We start from the raw sequence: 16,692 nt of genomic DNA on the forward strand, positions 1-16,692 counted from the left end.
GGGTGGGCAACTCTTGCACAGACCGACAGCGAGGGGGAGAGCCGCCGTTCGCTGATCCCCCGGCACCTCGTGTCACGAGGTGTCCCGCACCGCCCTGCCGAGGAGCCGCCATGCCTACGTCCGCCCTGCCCGAAACCGACCTGCCGACGCCCAGAAAGCCGCGTTTGTCACCTCGGTCCGCCCTGCTGTGGACCGCTGTCTCCCTGCTCGGCGCCGTCGCCTGGGGCGTGCTCGCCCTGGCCCGGGGCGAGCGGATCTCCGCGGTCTGGCTGGTGATCGCCGCGCTCGGTTCGTACGCCATCGCCTACCGCTTCTACGCACGGTTCATCGCCCGCCGGGTGCTCCGGCCGGACGACCGCCGGGCCACGCCCGCCGAGCGCCTGGAGGACGGCGTCGACTTCCAGCCGACCGATCGCCGGGTGCTGCTCGGCCACCACTTCGCCGCGATCGCCGGCGCCGGACCCCTGGTGGGACCGGTGCTCGCCGCGCAGATGGGTTATCTCCCGGGGACGCTGTGGATCGTGGCCGGGGTGATCTTCGCCGGGGCGGTGCAGGACATGGTGGTGCTGTTCCTGTCGATGCGCCGGGACGGCAAGTCGCTGGGCCAGATGGCCCGCGACGAGATCGGCCGGGCGGGCGGGGCGGCCGCCCTGGTCGCGGTGTTCGCCATCATGATTATCCTGCTCGGCGTGCTCGCCCTGGTGGTCGTGAACGCTCTGGCCCACTCCCCGTGGGGCACGTTCTCCGTCGCGATGACCATCCCCATCGCCCTCTTCATGGGCTTCTGGATGCACCGCGTCCGCCCCGGCAGGGTCGTCGAGACCAGCCTCATCGGCGTGGCGCTGCTGCTCCTGGCGATCGTCGGCGGCGGCTGGGTGCAGAACTCCTCCCTGGCCGGCACGTTCACCCTCAGCCCCACCACCCTCGTCTTCTGCCTGATCGGCTACGGCTTCGTCGCCTCGGTGCTGCCGGTGTGGATGCTGCTGGCGCCGCGCGACTACCTCTCCACCTTCATGAAGATCGGCACGATCGCCCTGCTCGCGGTGGGCGTGATCGTGGCCGCGCCCGTGCTCCGGGCCGACGCGGTGAGCGACTTCGCGACCTCGGGAGCGGGCCCGGTCTTCGCGGGGGCGTTGTTCCCCTTCCTCTTCATCACGATCGCCTGCGGCGCGCTGTCCGGCTTCCACGCCCTGGTCTCCTCCGGAACGACCCCGAAGCTGATCCAGAAGGAGTCCCAGGTCCGGCTGATCGGCTACGGCGCGATGCTGATGGAGTCGTTCGTCGCGATCATGGCGCTGATCGCCGCGGCGACGCTGGAACCGGGCCTGTACTACGCGATGAACGCACCGGCGGGTCTGCTGGGCGCGACCGCCGAGTCCGCGTCCCACGCGGTGGCGGGCCTCGGCTTCACCATCACCCCCGACCAGCTCACCCAGGCCGCGAAGGCGGTCGAGGAACAGACCCTGATCGCCCGCTCCGGCGGCGCCCCGACCCTCGCGGTCGGCATGTCGGAGATCTTCTCCGGAGTCTTCGGCGGGGCGGCCATGAAGGCCTTCTGGTACCACTTCGCCATCATGTTCGAGGCGCTGTTCATCCTGACCACGGTGGACGCCGGCACCCGGGTCGGCCGCTTCATGCTCCAGGACATGCTCGGCAACGTCTACAAGCCGCTCGGCCGGGTCAACTGGAAGCCCGGCATCTGGCTGTGCAGTGGCCTGGTCGTCGCCGCCTGGGGCTACTTCCTCTACACCGGCGCCACCGACCCGCTCGGCGGGATCAACCAGCTCTTCCCGCTCTTCGGCATCGCCAACCAGCTGCTCGCCGCCATCGCCCTCGCCGTCTGCACCACCGTCCTCGTCAAGTCCGGGCGGCTGCGCTGGGCGTGGGTGACCGGCGTTCCCCTCGCCTGGGTCACCGCGATCACCTTCACCGCCGGCTGGCAGAAGGTCTTCTCCGCCGACCCGAAGATCGGCTTCTTCGCCCAACGGGCCCACTACGCCGACGCCCTGGACGCCGGGCAGATCCTCGCACCCGCCAAGACGACCGCCGACATGCACACCGTGGTCACCAACTCCACCGTCGACGGCGTCCTCATCGCCCTCTTCCTGCTCCTGGTCGCCGTGGTGATCGGCAACGCGGCGGTGGTCTGCGTGCGCGCGATACGGTCCGCGACGCCGCTGCCGACCACCGAGGCCCCGTACGTCGAGTCCCGCATCGACGTACCCGGCGACTCCGTCGAGCCCCTGGCCGGAGCCCGCTCGTGAGGATCCGGCACTGGGTGCGGGCGGTGCGCTGGTATCTGCGGGAGCTGACCGGAGAGGCCGACTACGACCGGCACTGCGAGCGGCACCGGCGCCACCACCCGCTCGCCCCGGTGCCGACCCGCCGCGAGTACCAGGTGCTGCGCACCCGGCACCAGGAGGCCCGCACCCACAGCCGCTGCTGCTGAGCGGCTCCCGCGAGGCCGTGCGAGCGACGGAGCGAGTCCGCCCCTCCGGCCTGTGGCTCTGCGCGGCCCTCGGCACAGCTACACGGCGGAGCTGCCGACGGTGCTGCGGAAGTCGCGGAGGGCGAGGGACAGCAGTGGCCGATGCCGGGCGAGGACGGACCAGGGAGCTTCAGGTTCCGTCGTCACGCGGCTGCGGCCCAGGGACGGTCGTCCGCTGATCCGCAGGGGGACGCGGCACTCCGTACCGTCGGACAAGTGCTGGATCAGACGGGCGCGGGCCGGCAGCCGGAAGGGCAGCCGCAGCACGTCCTGGTACGCGAGGCGGACAGCCGGAGTGCCGGCCGCGGTCAACGCGGCCCGGGCGCTCCGGCTGTCCGCGCGGAACGTGATCGTGCCCTGTTCCTTCGGGATGCCCCACAGGGCGCGGCCCCCGGCCAGAGCCCGGTCGTCGTCGACCCAGGCGGCCACGGTGCTCGCGGCAAAGCGGTGTCCGTGGCGTACGGCAAGCGCGACGAGGAATTCGCGGTAGGCGAGGACGCCTCCGGGCCGGTAGTCGACCCAGAAGGTGACCAATGTGGCGCGGCGCCGCACGACCCAGGGGCGGACCCCGGGCGGCAGGGGCCAGGACGGCAGGTCGCCCGTCGGGATGCGCCACAGCGAGACGACCATGTCGCCGGTGAGGCGCCACGGCGAAGGAGGAAAGGGCACGGCTGGTCGTTCCACGGCGTGATGACCGACTTCCTCAGCTCGGACTCGTACGGCCGATTGTTCCACTCGGGACGGCCGGGACGGGCCCGCGGCGCGCAGCCACGGGCCCTGCCCGGCGCGGGTCAGCGGTCCTTGGCCAGGGCGACGAGTTCGGCGAACAGGCCGCCGGCGTCGACGAGATCCTCGTAGGTCCCCTGCTCGACGACCCGGCCCTCGTCCATGACGAGGACGCGGTCGGCGAGGCGGGTGTTCTCCAGTTGGTGGGTGACGACGATCGTCATGCGCTCGACGGCGATCCTCTTGATCTCGAGGAAGATGGCGTGTTCGCCGCGGGCGTCCATCTGGGAGGTCGGCTCGTCCAGGATCAGGAGCGGCGTCCGGCGGTACAGGGCGCGTCCGCACACCAGGCGCTGCCACTGTCCGCCGGAGAGTTCGGCGCCGCCCCACAGCTCCTTGGCGAGGAGGGTGTCGAGTTGCCGGGGCAGCTTCTCGATCGCTTCGCGCATGCCGACGGCGTCGACCACGTCCCACACGGGACCGTCGTCGAAGGTCTTGGGCTGTCCGAGAGTGATGTTCTCGCGGGTGCGCAGGGGCCAGCAGGCGAAGTTCTGCGGTACGAGCGCGGTCCGTTTCCACACGGCGTCGGGGTCGGCGTGAGCGAGGTCGACGCCGTCCCACAGCACGCGCCCCTTGTCGGCGAGGAGGATGCCGGTGATGAGCTTGGCGAGGGTGGACTTGCCCGAGCCGTTCTCGCCGACGATCGCCAGGATCTCCCCCCGGCGGAGGGTGAGCGACACCCCCGCGACGGCGGGTTCGTCCTTGCCCGGGTACCGGTACACGACCTCGTCGAGGCGGATCTCGTCGACGCGTTCCGGGATGGTCAGCTCACCACGCCGCGGGGCGCGTTCGGCGGCCATGTCGAGGAAGGCCCGCATGTCGGCCAGATAGAGCGAGGTGTGGAACATCGCAGCGCCGTGCACGACGAACTGGCTGAGCGCCGCGAGGGTGGTCTGCACGGCGACGACGGCCGTGGCGGCGACGGGCAGCGCGACCCGGCCGCCGGCGGCCAGCCAGGCGAGGGTGGCCCAGGTGCACAGCAGGAAGACCCCGCCCAGGGCGCTGGTGGTCAGCACGATGCGCAGCAGACGCGGGGCGGCGGCGAGGGTGCGCTGGTCGATGCGGTCGGACAGGGCCCGGTACCAGTAGACGAGATAGCCGGTCATGCCGTTGGCGCGGACCTCGTCGCCGAATCGGGAGTAGGTGGCCCACCAGCGCATCATGGAACGCACGTTGCGGTCGCCGACGTTGAGGTAGTGGGTCTCGTAGTCGACGCGCGCGGACAGGACGGCTCCGGCGCCCGCCGGGAGGACGGCCAGGAGCAGCAGGGGCAGCATCAGTGGGTGCAGTGCCGTGATGACGCCGCTCGCGGCGATCATGCGGATCAGCGCGGACGTGAACCGCTGGGCGTCCTGGACCATCATCCGGGTGCGGGTGACACCGACTTCGGCGGCTTCCTGGCGATCGGCGAAGCCGTCCTCGCCGTAGGCGGAGGTCTCCACCCGGCACACGGCGGCGACCAGGGCGATGTCGGCCTCGGTCGTCAGCAGCGGAGTGATCCGGCCGTCGACGTAGGAGGACACGGCGCTGCTGATCCGGCCGACGGCCGCGGCCGCCGTCACCACGATCAGGGCGGGCAGCGCACCGTGCAGGCGTTCGGAGACCGTGCCGTTGCCGAGGATGTGCGTCATGGCCTGCGCGGTGAACGCGAGGACGACGGCCGCCGCGATGCCGGTGAGGAGCTGGCACACGAGGAGCAGCACGACGCCGGCCCTGTCGACGGCCCACGCCATCCGGGCGGTGTGCCCGAGGACCGACGGCAGGCGGCGGCACATCGCACCGAAACTGGCGTCCGCCAGCGGGTTCTTGCCGTACTTCCCGCCGAACGTGAGGGTTGCGGGTGGGGGAGGGGGCGGAGTGTTCTCGTCAGCGGTAGAGGTGTCGGTCACCGTCACCTGGGGTCCCTCCTCGGGTCCGTGCCGCGCCTGGACGGCTCGGCGGTGCACGGCCTAACGACGCGGCGCCCGAATCGAACGCGCTCGATTCCGGACGCGCTGAGGTCCTTGCCGCGCAAGGGATCGACCGGCGCCGCTCGCTGCTGGGGCCGATCCCGGGAGCGCGGGGTTGGCCGAATCGCGGAGGCCTGAAACGCCTGTGGCGGATGGGATTTCGGAGCGGCGACCATCGGATTGTCCACCGCCTCCGCTCAGCAGCCTGGCGGGCTGCCCCCGTGCCGGACCTCACCGTCGGGCCAGTGCCAGCACGCTCAGGCCGAACATCAGGACGCCGAGGGGGAGATGGAGCGACGGGACATGAGCGATGCCGAGTACGACCTGGGCCGAGGCGAGGACGAGGAAGCCCGCCGCGTGCCGGACGGGCCGGGCCGAGCCGCCGCCCGGCTTCCACGCCAGCACCGCGGCCAGGACGTACAGCATCGACGCCCCGTACATCACACGGGCTCCGGCACTGTGCAGTGTCTCCCCGTAGGACGAGGTCAGCAGCAGTCCGGCGGACACCGCCTGGAGGAAGATGGTCAGGGTCTGCAGGGCGATCGCGATCCGCAGGAAGGTGGAGCCGCGCCGAGCCGTCGCCGTCACCTGAGTGGCCATGTCGCAGTCCTCTCTTCCGCCCTCGGGCGGTAGATCGATAAGGTCTCACCAGCCCGACGACACGAGGCTGCGAAAGGTAAGGCGAGGGGGCCGCCGCAAGCATGGGAACTGCCGGGACCGGCACGGACGGGACAGCGGGCGAGCAACGCCAACTGATCAACGTCGCCTACCGGTTGCTCGGTTCGGTGACCGAGGCCGAGGACGCCGTGCAGGACGCCTACGCACGCTGGTACGCGCTGCCGCGAAGCCGGCAGCAGGAGATCCTGTCGCCCGGCGCCTGGCTGACGACGGTGACCAGCCGCATCTGCCTCGACCTGCTCGGCTCGGCCCGGTCCCGCCGCGAACGCTATGTCGGCGCGTGGCTGCCCGAGCCGCTGCCCGACCGCACCGAGTGGGGCCACGCGGGCGGTACCAACCCCACCGGCGGCCCTGCGGACCCCGCCGACCAGGTCGTCCTGGACGAGTCGGTGTCCGTGGCCTTCCTCGTCGTCCTGGAGTCGATGACGCCCGCGGAGCGGGTGGCGTTCGTCCTGCACGACGTCTTCCGGTACCCCTTCGCCGAGATCGCCGATGTCCTCGGCCGAACTCCCGCGGCCTGCAAGCAGCTTGCGGCCTCGGCCCGGCGGCGGGTGAGCGTCGCGCGCTCTCCGGTGACGGCGACCGGCCAGGCCCACGTGGTGAGGCAGGTCAAAGAAGCGTGGGAGAGCAAGGACATCGCGGCGCTCGTCCGTCTTCTCGACCCGGCCGCCGTGATGACCGCCGACGGCGGCGGCAGGACCGGTGCCGTCCTGCGCCCGGTCGAGGGCGGCACGCGCATCGCCCAGTACATGGTCGCCGTCGCCGACAAGGCACCGGGGCTCGAACTCCTGGAGCGCTCGGTCAACGGCATGCCGGGCCTGGTGGCCCAGCGCGCCGGCGTCGTCATGACCGTGGCCTCGTTCGACGTCCGCGACGGATGCGTCACCCGCATCTGGGCGGTCCGCAACCCGGAGAAGCTAAGGCCCTGGGCGAGGGAGGGGACGGAGTCCGCGTGACACGAACCGCCCATCATCTTCGCCCTCCGCGCAGCCGGAGTGCGCGCGACTGGTCCTCGGGAAAGCCCTGGCGTTCCGTGGTCGTCCACGACCTCAGGTACAGCGCGCGCAGCTTCACCGACGCGACACGTGAGTCCACAAGGCCCCGGCCACGCATGGTCCGCCGCACCGTGGACGTCTACTCGTTCGCCCGGCACCAGTGGGATCCTTCCGTCGCCCAGTGGGCCGCAACGGAGGAACGCCGGGCGCGACAGCGGCTGCGCACCCAGGTAGGCACTCTCCTGAGGCTGGTGAACACCACCGCCGGCGAACTCGCACTCGATGCCGCGGACACGGTGGACATACCGCCGGCACGCCATCGGCGGGACGCCCTCTGGCACGCGTAGCAGCCGTTGCCGCGCCCGGGAGGGTCACAACGGCCCGGGCGCCGTCATCCAGCGCCACTGTGTGAACAGCTCCAGGCTGGCGGTGCCGCCGATGCGGGAGGCGTTGCCCGAGACACCCATGCCCCCGAAGGGCGCGTTCGCGGCGTCCTTGGCGGACACGTCGTTGATGTGGATCATGCCGGTACGCAGCCGCTGCGCGAGGGCGATCGCACGAGGCGCCGACCCGGAGTGGACGGCGGCGGTCAGACCGTACGCCGTGTCGTTGGCGATCTCCACGGCCTCGTCCTCGCCGCGGAACGGGATGACGGGAGCGACAGGACCGAAGATCTCCTCGCGGAAGGCCGGCATGGACCGGTCGACGCGGTCCAGCACGGTGGGCGGGTAGAAGAGCCCCTCGCGGCTGCCTCCGGCCAGCACGCGGGCTCCGGCGGCCACGCTCTCGTCCACGATCCGCTCGATCCGGGCCGCCTGCCGCTCGCTGATGACCGGACCGAGTACCACGCCCTCGTCGCGGGGATCACCGATCGGCAGCGCCTTCGCCTGCCGGACGAGTGCCTCGGTGTACGCCTCGACGACGTCCGCGTGGACCACATGGCGTCCGGCCGCGACACAGGCCTGGCCCTGGTAGCCGAACGAACTCATGGCCCCCGCCGCGGCGGCCGCCTCCACGTCCGCGTCCTCCAGCACGACGATCGAGTTCTTGCCGCCGAGCTCCAGTGACACACGCTTGAGCCCTTCGCCGGCGATGCGGGCCACCTCCCGCCCCGCTTCGGTGGAGCCGGTGAACGAGACCATCGCGACATGCTGGTCGGCGGCGACCGCGCGCCCGGCCGCCGCGTCGCCGGGAAGGACGTGCAGCACCCCCTCGGGCAGTCCGGCCTCCCGGAACAGCTGCGCGACGAGGACACCGCCGGACACCGGGGTCAGGGGATCGGGCTTGAGCAGCGCGGCGTTGCCGAGGGCCAGGGCCGGCGCCAGCGCCCGCATCGCGAACAGCAGCGGCGCGTTCCACGGGGTGATGACCCCCACGACCCCCAGCGGTACCCGCCACGCCAGACTCGTGCCGCCGGGCACCTGCGGTGTGAGAACCTCGCCCGGGGGCTGCGAGGCGAGCCCGATCGCGTGCTGCAGTTGAGCGAGGCCGGCCGCGATCTCGTAGTCACCCTTGGCCGGCACACCCCCCGACTCCCGGACGATCCATTCGCGGACCGCCCCGCTGTGCTCGCGCAGGGCACGACCGGCACGCGTCAGCACGTCGACCCGTTCGGACGTGGTGGCCGCCGCCCACTCCGACGCTGCCCGGGCGGCCCGGGCACCCGCCCGTGCGACATCTGCCGGAGAGGCCACGCCCACCTCCGCCAGAGGCTTGCCGGTGGCCGGTTCGATCACCGGACGGGTGCCGCCCTCAGCGGTTCGCCAGCCACCGCTGTAGATCTTCCCGGTCCACTCGGCCGCGTCCGGCCAGGTCCGCTCGCCGTCGACAGGCATGGTCACGACCTCCGCCCCTGGTCGGTGGATACTCCCACGCGGCCTGTTCAGCGTTCCTCGCCATTCAACCCGGGAAGGGGGTATCTGTCATTCTTGGGACATATCTGAACGAAGCAATGAGAATGCCGAGTGGGTGAGGCGGGTTGAGGCTCCATGGCGAGATCTGCGTCCGTCCCGGGCGAGGGCGGTGGTGCACCGCCGAAAGGCCTGGTCGACGAGACCGCCACCGCGAAGGCCGTCGTGGACGAGCGCGGCATCGTCACGGGATGGAGCGAAGGAGCCCGCAGGCTGCTCGGCTACCGGGCCACTGAGGTGGTCGGCCGGCCCGGGTCCGCACTGCTCGCCGACGGGCCCCCGCCGGAAGTCCTGAGTTCCCTGCTCACGCTCCCCAGGTGGAGCGGACCGGTGACGCTGCTGCACCGCGAGGGACACGCCCTGACCGTGAACCTCCTGGCTCACCTCCGCCGGGACGACGGCGGCCGCGGCGAGTGGCTGCTGCTCACGGCGGTCAGCCGCCTCGGGGTGAGCCCCGACGACGACCTGTTCCTCAGGAGGAGCTTCACCCAGTCCCCCTGCACGACGGCGCTGTACGACACCGGCTTGCGGCTGGTCAGGGCCAACGCGGACATGGAACGGGTGATCGGCCTGCCCGAGGAGGCGATGCGCGGACTGCGCGTCTCGGAGATCGTGCATCACGAACAGGCCGACCGTACCGAGCAGGCCATGCGCCGCGCGCTGGAAACCGGCGAGCAGCAGGACCTCCAGGTCTCGCTGCAGCTCGCGGGCCATGAACGCCCGAGCATGTGGACCGTGTCCCTGGCCCCGGTACGGGCGGGCGACGGCCGGACGCAGGGTGTGCTGCTCTCGGCGCACGACATGACCGAGCAGCACCTGGCGCGGCAGCGGCTGGCCCTGCTGAACGAGGCGAGCCTGCGCGTCGGCAGCACACTCGACCTGGTGCGCACCGCGCAGGAACTCGCCGACGTGGCCGTCCCTCAGCTCGCCGACTTCGTCACCGTCGACCTGCTGCCGTCGATCGAAGGCGGTGCCGACCCGCCCACGGGCGCCCCGCGCGGCCCCGTGCGGCTGCGCCGTGTCGCCCACCAGTCGGTTCTGGAAGGCTGTCCCGAGGCCGTGGTCCCGAACGGGACCGTGGCCGTCTATCCGGACAAGTCGGCGGCGGCCGAATGCCTGGCGGCCGGCCGGCCGATGATCCAGCACATCACCGCCGAGGCGATGAAGGACGTGCTGCGCCAGACCCCCGAGCGGGGTGCGCGCATGCGGCAGTTCGGATTCCACTCGGTGCTGGCCGTGCCCATGCGGGCCCGTGGCATCACCCTGGGCGTGGCCACCTTCTCCCGCCACCGGAACCCGGAAGCCTTCGCACAGGACGACCTGCTGCTCGGCCAGGAACTCACCGACAGGGCCGCCCTCTGCATCGACAACGCCCGCCGGTTCACCCGGGAGCGAGCCACCTCCCTCACGCTGCAGAGCAGCCTCCTGCCGCAACGTCTGCCCGAGCAGTCCGCCCTCGACGTCGCCTCCCGCTACCTGCCGGCCAGCGCAGAGGCCGGGGTGGGCGGCGACTGGTTCGACGTCATCCCGCTGTCCGGTGCCCGCGTCGCACTGGTCGTCGGCGATGTCGTCGGCCACGGCATCCAGGCCTCGGCCACCATGGGACGGCTGCGGACCGCCGTCCGGACCCTGGCCGACGTCGACCTCCCTCCCGATGAGCTGCTCACCCACCTGGACGACCTGGTCAGCCACCTGGCCTCGGGCGCGGACAGCACCGGCGACATCGGCGCCACGTGCCTGTACGCCGTCTACGACCCGGTCTCCCGCCGCTGCTCCCTGGCACGCGCGGGGCATCCCGTCCCGGCGCTGCTCACACCGGACGGCGGGGTGCGCTTCCTCGACGTCCCCGCGGGACTTCCCCTGGGACTGGGCGGTCTGCCCTTCGAGGCCATCGAACTGGAGCTGCCCGAAGGCAGCGTTCTCGCGCTCTACACCGACGGCCTCATCGAGGCCGCGTCCCGGGACATCGACGAAGGCATGGACACACTGCTCCAGCTGCTGCAGCGGTCCGATGCCTCACTCGAGAGCACCTGCGACGCGGTGCTGCGCACCATGCTTCCGGAGCGGCCGGCCGACGACGTGGCCCTGCTCGTGGCCCGCACCCGCGCCCTGGACACCTCCCACGTGGCTTCCTGGGAGGTGCCGCCCGACACGGCCGCGGTCTCCGCGGCACGCAAGAACGCGAGCCGGCAACTGGCCGAGTGGGGCCTCGACGAGTGCGTGTTCGTCACCGAGCTGGTGGTCAGCGAACTCGTCACCAACGCCATCCGGCACGCCGAACCACCCATCGAGCTGAGACTGATCTACGACCGATCCCTGATCTGCGAGGTGTCGGACGGCAGTACGACCGCCCCGCACATGCGGCGAGCCCGCACCTACGACGAGGGCGGTCGCGGCCTGCTCCTCGTGGCCCAGATGTGCCAGGGCTGGGGCGCCCGGCAGACGACCGACGGCAAGGTCATCTGGGCGGAACAGGCCCTAGGAGGACCGCGTCCGGCCGTTCGGTGAGGTCAGGTCCCTGAGGGAACCTGGCATCGACGAGTTGGCGGTCGAGGAGTGCGTACGCACGCCACCGCGGGGACGAGCTTGGGCAGCGAGGCGAAGATCAGCACACACGGTGACAGAGCTGACGGCGTTCGGCGCCCAGACCGGCGAAGTAGGCGATCAGGTCCGGGTTGTCGACCGCCGAGGGGTTGAGGATCTGCTCGGCGGGAGCGCCCTGGAGGAGGCGCTTGACCGGGACCTCGAGCTTCTTGCCGGTCTTGGTGTGCGGAATGGCCGGTACGGCGAGGATCTCGTCCGGGACGTGGCGAGGTGAAGCACCGGCGCGGATCGCGTCGCGGATCCGGTCACGCAGGGCGTCGTCCAGCTCGACCCCGTCGGCGAGAACCACGAAGAGCGGCATCCAGTAGCCGCCGTCGGGTTCCTCCGCGCCGATGACAAGGGCCTCGGTGATCTCGGGGAGGCGTTCGACGACGTCGTGGATGTCGGCACTGCCCAGACGCACACCGTTGCGGTTGAGGGTGGCGTCGGAGCGGCCGTGGACGATCACCGAGCCGTGGGAGGTGAGGGTGATCCAGTCCCCGTGCCGCCACACGCCCGGGTATGCGGCGAAGTAGGCGTCGCGGTAGCGGCTGCCGTCGGGGTCGTTCCAGAAGTACAGCGGCATCGACGGCATGGGCCGGGTGATGACGAGTTCGCCGACCTGGTCGACGGCCGGCTGTCCCGCTCCGTCGTACGCCGCCAGCGCCACGCCCAGGTTGGGGCGGACAGCTCACCCGCCCAGACGGGGGTCGTGGGGGCGCTGCCGGCGAAGGCGGAGACGACGTCCGTACCGCCGCTGGTGGAAGCCAGCTGGATGCCCGCGCCGACGTGGTCGCGGACCCAGGGGTAGGCGGAGGCGGGCAGGGCGGAGCCGGTGCAGCCGATGGCGCGGATCGCCGACAGGTCGTACACGGAGGGTTCGATGCCCAGTTTGGCCATGGCCAGCAGGTACTGGGGGCTGGTGCCGAAGACGGTGACCTTGTGGCGGGCCGCCAGCTCCCACAGCACGTCCGGGCGCGCTGGTGGCGCGGGGCTGCCGTCGTAGGTGCAGGTGGTGGCACCGGTCAGCAGGGTGGAGACGACCAGGTTCCACATCATCCAGTGGGTGGTGGTGTACCAGAGCAGGCGGTCTCCGACGCCCAGGTCGCAGTGCAGGCCGAGGATCTTGAGGTGCTCCAGCAGGACGCCGCCGTGCCCGTGGACGATGCCCTTGGGCAGGCCGGTGGTGCCGGAGGAGAAGACGATCCACAGGGGGTGGTCGAACGGCACCGGGGTGACGGTGAGGTGCTCGGTGCGGCCGGCCGCCTCCTCCCACGGCACTGTCAGTCCCGTGCGCCGAGTCTCGGGCCAGGCAAGCCCCAGGTGATCCACGAGCACGGTGGCCTTCAGCGTGGGAAGGGCTGCGGCGAGGTCGAGTGAGGCGGCGCGGCGGTCGTGCGTGGTGCCGTTGAACAGGTAGCCGTCCGCCGTGACGAGCACGGTCGGTTCGAGCTGGGCGAAGCGGTCGGCCGCTGCCTTGGGCGCGTAGTCCTGTCCGCACACCGACCAGACCGCGCCCAGGCTGGCGGTGGCGAGGAAGGCGATGATGGCGTGCGGGGTGTTGGGCAGGTAGCCCACCACCCGGTCGCCCATGCCCACACCCAGGTCGCGCAGCGTGGCTGCCACGGAGGCGACCCGGGCGTGCAGCTTCCGGCCCGTGATCTCGTAGCCGGCCCCGGTCTCGTCCAGCGCGGTGATCGCGGGTGCGTCCGGGTGCGGGTTGCGCAGCGCGTGGTGGGCGTAATTGAGGGTGGCGCCGGGGAACCAGCGGGCGCCCGGCATGACCTCCTCGGCCAGCACCCGCTCGTACGGGGTGGTCGCGTCGATGTCGAAGTACTCCCACAACTCGGCCCAGAAACCCTCCAGGTCGGTGACCGACCAGCGGTGCAGCGCCCGGTAGTCGGTGGGGTCCTGGATGCCTTCGGCGCCCTGACGCCGCGCGGCCCGGCGAGCGAAGTCCGCGATGCGGCTGCCGGCCGCCGCCTCCGGGTCGGCAGGCAGGAAGGGGTCCGGAGACGGCATGGGGTGCGGGGTGGTCATCGTGCGGTGCTCCTCGTCAGGGGGTGGGCCGGGCATCGGCGGTACGGGGGGCCGTGTGCAGCAGGGGAGCCCAGGCGGGGACGTCGGTGAAGTCGCCGGTGCCGGCGGGGACGGTGTCCAGTACGACGCGGTCGGGGCGGAGCAGAACGGCGTCCGACCGGCCGCGGGCCAGCCAGGCGGCCAGGGTGCCGTCGTCCCGCAGGGCGTCGACCTGGATCACGGGTGCGCCCAGTGCCGTGGCCACGCCCGTCATCCGCGCCGTGGGCGGTACGGCGGTCAGTACGGCGAAGGAGTCCCCGAGGACGTCGTCGAGGCGCACTCGCCTGCCCTCGTACAGCACCCGGGGTTGCGGGCAGAAGGTGCCGGCCAGCGCCCGGCCGGTCGGCCGGGGGCGGCGCCGGACCAGCGGACCGGCGGTCAGGGCGGGGCTGAGGTCGCGGCTCACCGTCGCGGTCACCCCCGGGATGCGGCAGGCCGCGCCCACGAGGGTCCGGCGGAGCGCCGCACCGCGGTCCTGTCCGCCGGTCATGGCCCAGCCGACGGCGACCGCGAGGCGGATCACGTGGCGTCCAGGCGATCGCCGAGCGCGCGGACGTCGGTTTCGGCTCCTTCTACAACCACTTCGAGTCCAAGACGGAACTGTTCGACGCGGCGGTGACGGACGCCCTGGAGGAGTTCGGCCAGGTCATCGACGAGCAGGTGGAAGGGATCGAGGACCCGGCCGAGCTCGTCGCGGCGGGTTTCCGACTCGCCGCCCGGATGGCCGACTCACACCCCGAACTCATGCGGATCCTGCGCGATCGCGGTCTGGCCCACATCCACTCCGAGAGCGGCCTGTCCCCACGAGCGCGCCGCGATCTGGAGCGCGGCATCGCCTCGGGCCGCTTCACCGGCACTGATCCGACCACGGCCCTGTCCGCTCTGGGCGGGACCCTGCTGTCCCTGGTGGCGCTGCGGCTGGCCCGCCCCGACCTCGACGGTGACGAGGCCGCCTCCGAGCTGGCCGAGATGGTGCTGCGCATGCTGGGCCTTCCCTCGGCCGACGCGCACGAGGTCACCCGGCGCCCGCTGCCCTACCTGGCCTGACCGGGGCGACGGGGACAACGCGGTCCTCGCGAGGGACACGCTGATCACGGGCCGGAAAGCCGGCTGACCGGCGACCGTGACGGCCGGGGCCTCGGCTGATCTCTCGCTCGGCATGTCAACTGCCGCACTGTTACGGCCCTCATCACGCCCAGCGCGGCACGGCCACCCGCACCCTGACCCAGGAGGTGTCGTCAAAGCGTCACGCGTACTTCAGGAGCGATGCGAGGATGACGGCTCCCGGGTAGAACCGGGCCGTGCCGCTCCGGAGCGGCACGTACAGCTGTCGGCCGGCGGATCCCCTCCGTCCTGACCCTCATCCCGGAGCCCGCTTTGCTTTTACGGACAGGCGCCACCCGCCCCCTACCCCTGCTCCTGTCGATCGTGCTCGCGGCCGGGACGCTCACCGGCTGTGCGCTACAGGAACTCGCCAGGGACTGTGGGGGGACCGACGACCGGGTGAACGAGATGGCTGCGCTCGACATCCTCGACTCCCGGCCCGACGGGGCCACCGTCGCCCGGGGCTTCGAGGAGGTCGACGCCGGCTGCTGGGCGGACAGCGGCGATGTCTCGGTGTACGCCCACCGGACCTACGCCTTCCCCGGCACGCAGGCCGAAGTCGCCGCACACTACCGGGCGGCGGCGAAACGAGACGGATGGACTCCGGCCCCCGAAGCCGTGTCCGATGAGCTGTGCTTCGCCAAGGAGCGAACGTCCCTGCGGATCGTCTTCCTCACCGCCGAGGGCCTCGCGGAGGACGGCCACGGAAGCCGCCCCGACCTCACCACCGGCGCCGGCTACTCGATCAGCGTCGACTCGTTCGTGAACAGCGACGTCGAGGCGGGCTGCTAGTGCTCTGACCGGAAACGATCACCGGGGTGGTGTGAGGGCCGAGTGTCTACGGCGGTGGATAAACGGCTGCAGCCGACCCAGGGCTATGGCCGTCCCATGTCCTACGAGTCGTATCTCCTGCCCCTGGACCGCATGGTCGGCCTGCTGGACCGGGCCGGACTCGTCGTCACCGCGAGACTGGAGCAGGAGCCCGGCGGACGCGTGAACAGACCGCACGCCTGCCTCCTGGCCCGCAAGCCCGAAACGCCCTGACGGGACTTGTTCCTGCGGCGAGGCCGCTCGTGTCAGATCGCCGACGGTCACGGCGCGGCGGTCAGGCCAGGGGGTTGAGAGGGCGGCCGCCCCAGCGGATGCCTTTTCTCGCTGCGGATACGGGCGCGTTCGCGCCGCCGGGCGGCCAGGACGTCGGGGTGGCGGGCGTTCTCGGACGGGGACAGGTCGGGCGAGGAGGGCTCAGGAGGAGGACGGCTTGCTCTCCTCCGCGAAGACGATGACCTGGTCGATGAGGCTCCGCCGCAGATGGACGACGTCCGTTCCCGTCAGGCGGGGGCCTCCGTTCGGCGTGGTGAAGGCCCACTGGTACCGGGCCCACTCGTCCGGCATGTCCACCGCGGAGCAGCGCACCATCGTGCCGGCCCCCGCCGGGTGGCGCCGGATGTCCAGCACGAATCGTTCGACCGCCTCGATCCCCTCACTGCGGCCCAACGGTCCCCAGAAGATCACGTCCGAGGTCAGGGCCTGGGAGAGCAATCCGGTCACATAGCTGTCGTCCGAGGCGTTGAACGCGGAGATGAACGTGTCGATCGCGGACTGCGCGGTCTCTTCATGCATGCACCAGTAATACCGAAACAGCGGCCGACGGCGAAACCGGCGGCCGCACCTGTCTCCGGCCCGACCCCAGCCCTCGCCTGGCGGCGCGAGCGCCGACGGTCACCCCCTGGCGGCACCGGCTCCCGCCCCGGGGGGCCTGCCGCCCAGCCCCGGGATCAGCACCGCCGCCACCGCCAGGTGCATCAGTGCGAGGGAGACCCGGGTGCCGCCGTCCATGCCGTCGCCGATGAACGGGAGGAAGGACACGGCCAGTACGGCGCCGGCCACCCCGGTCCAGATGGCGAGGGCGCGCCGCACCCCGAATCGCTCCAGGGCGGCCAGCAGTCCCCAGCCGGAGAGCGACGCGAGCAGTGCGACGACCGCCACGGGCACGGCGCCGATGTCGAGCGTCTGCTCGCCGTCAGCGATCCGCAACCGGGCCCCAGCAGTGGGTCCGCGACCAGCCACGCCACGACGGGGGCCAGGACGGCCAGGGCCGTAACCCCCAGGCGTCTCCT

At 71.8% G+C, this 16,692-nt stretch carries 14 protein-coding genes and 2 pseudogenes; 8 read left to right on the forward strand and 8 right to left on the reverse strand.

All coding sequences use genetic code 11. The features are described 5' to 3' along the window. Positions 1 to 110 precede the first annotated feature (110 nt). Both AB0G20_RS19935 and AB0G20_RS19940 read left to right on the forward strand, forming a co-directional pair. Positions 111 to 2,264 carry a carbon starvation CstA family protein gene (locus AB0G20_RS19935; protein WP_361304075.1) on the forward strand — a complete coding sequence of 718 codons (2,154 nt, stop codon included), beginning with the start codon at positions 111 to 113 and terminating at the stop codon, positions 2,262 to 2,264. Next, entirely contained in the window at positions 2,261 to 2,449 is a 189-nt protein-coding gene (locus AB0G20_RS19940; RefSeq protein WP_361304078.1) for a YbdD/YjiX family protein, read from the forward strand. Before AB0G20_RS19935 ends, AB0G20_RS19940 begins: the two co-directional genes overlap by 4 nt. 78 nt (positions 2,450 to 2,527) lie before the next feature. On the opposite strand, the gene AB0G20_RS19945 is transcribed toward AB0G20_RS19940, so the two are convergent. From AB0G20_RS19945 to AB0G20_RS19955, 3 genes are all read right to left on the reverse strand, one after another. Then, positions 2,528 to 3,157 (reverse strand): acetoacetate decarboxylase family protein, encoded by a 630-nt coding sequence (locus AB0G20_RS19945; protein ID WP_361304081.1) that lies wholly within the window; start codon positions 3,155 to 3,157, stop codon positions 2,528 to 2,530. Positions 3,158 to 3,279: 122 nt separating this feature from the next. Then, the gene (locus AB0G20_RS19950; protein WP_361304084.1) at positions 3,280 to 5,169 is read right to left on the reverse strand and encodes an ATP-binding cassette domain-containing protein; all 1,890 of its coding nucleotides are present in this window, start codon (positions 5,167 to 5,169) and stop codon (positions 3,280 to 3,282) included. Positions 5,170 to 5,454: 285 nt separating this feature from the next. Next, on the reverse strand, positions 5,455 to 5,823 hold the full coding sequence (locus AB0G20_RS19955; RefSeq protein ID WP_361304087.1) for a hypothetical protein: 369 nt from the start codon (positions 5,821 to 5,823) through the stop codon (positions 5,455 to 5,457). Positions 5,824 to 5,924: 101 nt separating this feature from the next. Here AB0G20_RS19955 and sigJ point away from each other — a divergent pair, with 101 nt between their 5' ends. Both sigJ and AB0G20_RS19965 read left to right on the forward strand, forming a co-directional pair. After that, a complete protein-coding gene (gene sigJ, locus AB0G20_RS19960) occupies positions 5,925 to 6,857 on the forward strand; it encodes an RNA polymerase sigma factor SigJ (protein ID WP_361304090.1) in 933 nt (310 codons plus the stop codon). A gap of 155 nt (positions 6,858 to 7,012) precedes the next feature. Beyond that, positions 7,013 to 7,243 (forward strand): hypothetical protein, encoded by a 231-nt coding sequence (locus AB0G20_RS19965; protein ID WP_361304093.1) that lies wholly within the window; start codon positions 7,013 to 7,015, stop codon positions 7,241 to 7,243. 24 nt (positions 7,244 to 7,267) lie between these two features. Here AB0G20_RS19965 and AB0G20_RS19970 read toward each other — a convergent pair whose 3' ends face one another. Next, the gene (locus tag AB0G20_RS19970) at positions 7,268 to 8,731 is read right to left on the reverse strand and encodes an aldehyde dehydrogenase family protein (RefSeq protein WP_361305030.1); all 1,464 of its coding nucleotides are present in this window, start codon (positions 8,729 to 8,731) and stop codon (positions 7,268 to 7,270) included. 153 nt (positions 8,732 to 8,884) lie between these two features. Between AB0G20_RS19970 and AB0G20_RS19975 the strand changes: the two genes are divergently transcribed. Further along, positions 8,885 to 11,314, forward strand: a complete 2,430-nt coding sequence (locus AB0G20_RS19975) for a SpoIIE family protein phosphatase (protein ID WP_361304096.1) — start codon at positions 8,885 to 8,887, stop codon at positions 11,312 to 11,314. 97 nt (positions 11,315 to 11,411) lie between these two features. On the opposite strand, the pseudogene AB0G20_RS19980 reads toward AB0G20_RS19975, so the two are convergent. Continuing rightward, a pseudogene (locus AB0G20_RS19980) lies at positions 11,412 to 13,429 on the reverse strand (acetoacetate--CoA ligase). 16 nt (positions 13,430 to 13,445) lie between these two features. Beyond that, positions 13,446 to 13,997, reverse strand: a pseudogene (locus AB0G20_RS19985) (3-(3-hydroxyphenyl)propionate hydroxylase); the annotation flags it as partial. 8 nt (positions 13,998 to 14,005) lie between these two features. Here AB0G20_RS19985 and AB0G20_RS19990 point away from each other — a divergent pair. The 3 genes from AB0G20_RS19990 (at position 14,006) to AB0G20_RS20000 (ending at position 15,616) form a co-directional block, all read left to right on the forward strand. Further along, positions 14,006 to 14,515 carry a TetR/AcrR family transcriptional regulator gene (locus AB0G20_RS19990; protein WP_361305032.1) on the forward strand — a complete coding sequence of 170 codons (510 nt, stop codon included), beginning with the start codon at positions 14,006 to 14,008 and terminating at the stop codon, positions 14,513 to 14,515. A gap of 465 nt (positions 14,516 to 14,980) precedes the next feature. Further along, the gene (locus tag AB0G20_RS19995) at positions 14,981 to 15,364 is read left to right on the forward strand and encodes a hypothetical protein (protein ID WP_361304099.1); all 384 of its coding nucleotides are present in this window, start codon (positions 14,981 to 14,983) and stop codon (positions 15,362 to 15,364) included. Positions 15,365 to 15,460: 96 nt separating this feature from the next. Continuing rightward, entirely contained in the window at positions 15,461 to 15,616 is a 156-nt protein-coding gene (locus tag AB0G20_RS20000) for a hypothetical protein (RefSeq protein WP_361304102.1), read from the forward strand. A 201-nt stretch (positions 15,617 to 15,817) separates the two neighbouring features. Here AB0G20_RS20000 and AB0G20_RS20005 read toward each other — a convergent pair whose 3' ends face one another. Continuing rightward, positions 15,818 to 16,195: a nuclear transport factor 2 family protein gene (locus AB0G20_RS20005; protein ID WP_361304105.1), complete on the reverse strand. Its 378-nt coding sequence runs from the start codon at positions 16,193 to 16,195 to the stop codon at positions 15,818 to 15,820. 99 nt (positions 16,196 to 16,294) lie between these two features. Continuing rightward, entirely contained in the window at positions 16,295 to 16,609 is a 315-nt protein-coding gene (locus AB0G20_RS20010; protein WP_361304108.1) for a DUF6069 family protein, read from the reverse strand. Between the last annotated feature and the right edge of the window lie 83 nt (positions 16,610 to 16,692).

Source organism: Streptomyces sp. NPDC024017 (assembly GCF_040638895.1).
Classification (GTDB): domain Bacteria; phylum Actinomycetota; class Actinomycetes; order Streptomycetales; family Streptomycetaceae; genus Streptomyces.

Bases quoted from the DNA above. Each gene is read 5' to 3' on its own strand.
- AB0G20_RS19955 (WP_361304087.1), bottom strand. From the start codon at position 5,823: ATGGCCACTCAGGTGACGGCGACGGCTCGGCGCGGCTCCACCTTCCTG.
- AB0G20_RS20005 (WP_361304105.1), bottom strand. From the start codon at position 16,195: ATGCATGAAGAGACCGCGCAGTCCGCGATCGACACGTTCATCTCCGCG.
- AB0G20_RS19995 (WP_361304099.1), top strand. From the start codon at position 14,981: ATGGCTGCGCTCGACATCCTCGACTCCCGGCCCGACGGGGCCACCGTC.
- sigJ (WP_361304090.1), top strand. From the start codon at position 5,925: ATGGGAACTGCCGGGACCGGCACGGACGGGACAGCGGGCGAGCAACGC.
- AB0G20_RS19975 (WP_361304096.1), top strand. From the start codon at position 8,885: ATGGCGAGATCTGCGTCCGTCCCGGGCGAGGGCGGTGGTGCACCGCCG.
- AB0G20_RS20000 (WP_361304102.1), top strand. From the start codon at position 15,461: ATGTCCTACGAGTCGTATCTCCTGCCCCTGGACCGCATGGTCGGCCTG.
- AB0G20_RS19970 (WP_361305030.1), bottom strand. From the start codon at position 8,731: ATGCCTGTCGACGGCGAGCGGACCTGGCCGGACGCGGCCGAGTGGACC.
- AB0G20_RS19965 (WP_361304093.1), top strand. From the start codon at position 7,013: ATGGTCCGCCGCACCGTGGACGTCTACTCGTTCGCCCGGCACCAGTGG.
- AB0G20_RS19935 (WP_361304075.1), top strand. From the start codon at position 111: ATGCCTACGTCCGCCCTGCCCGAAACCGACCTGCCGACGCCCAGAAAG.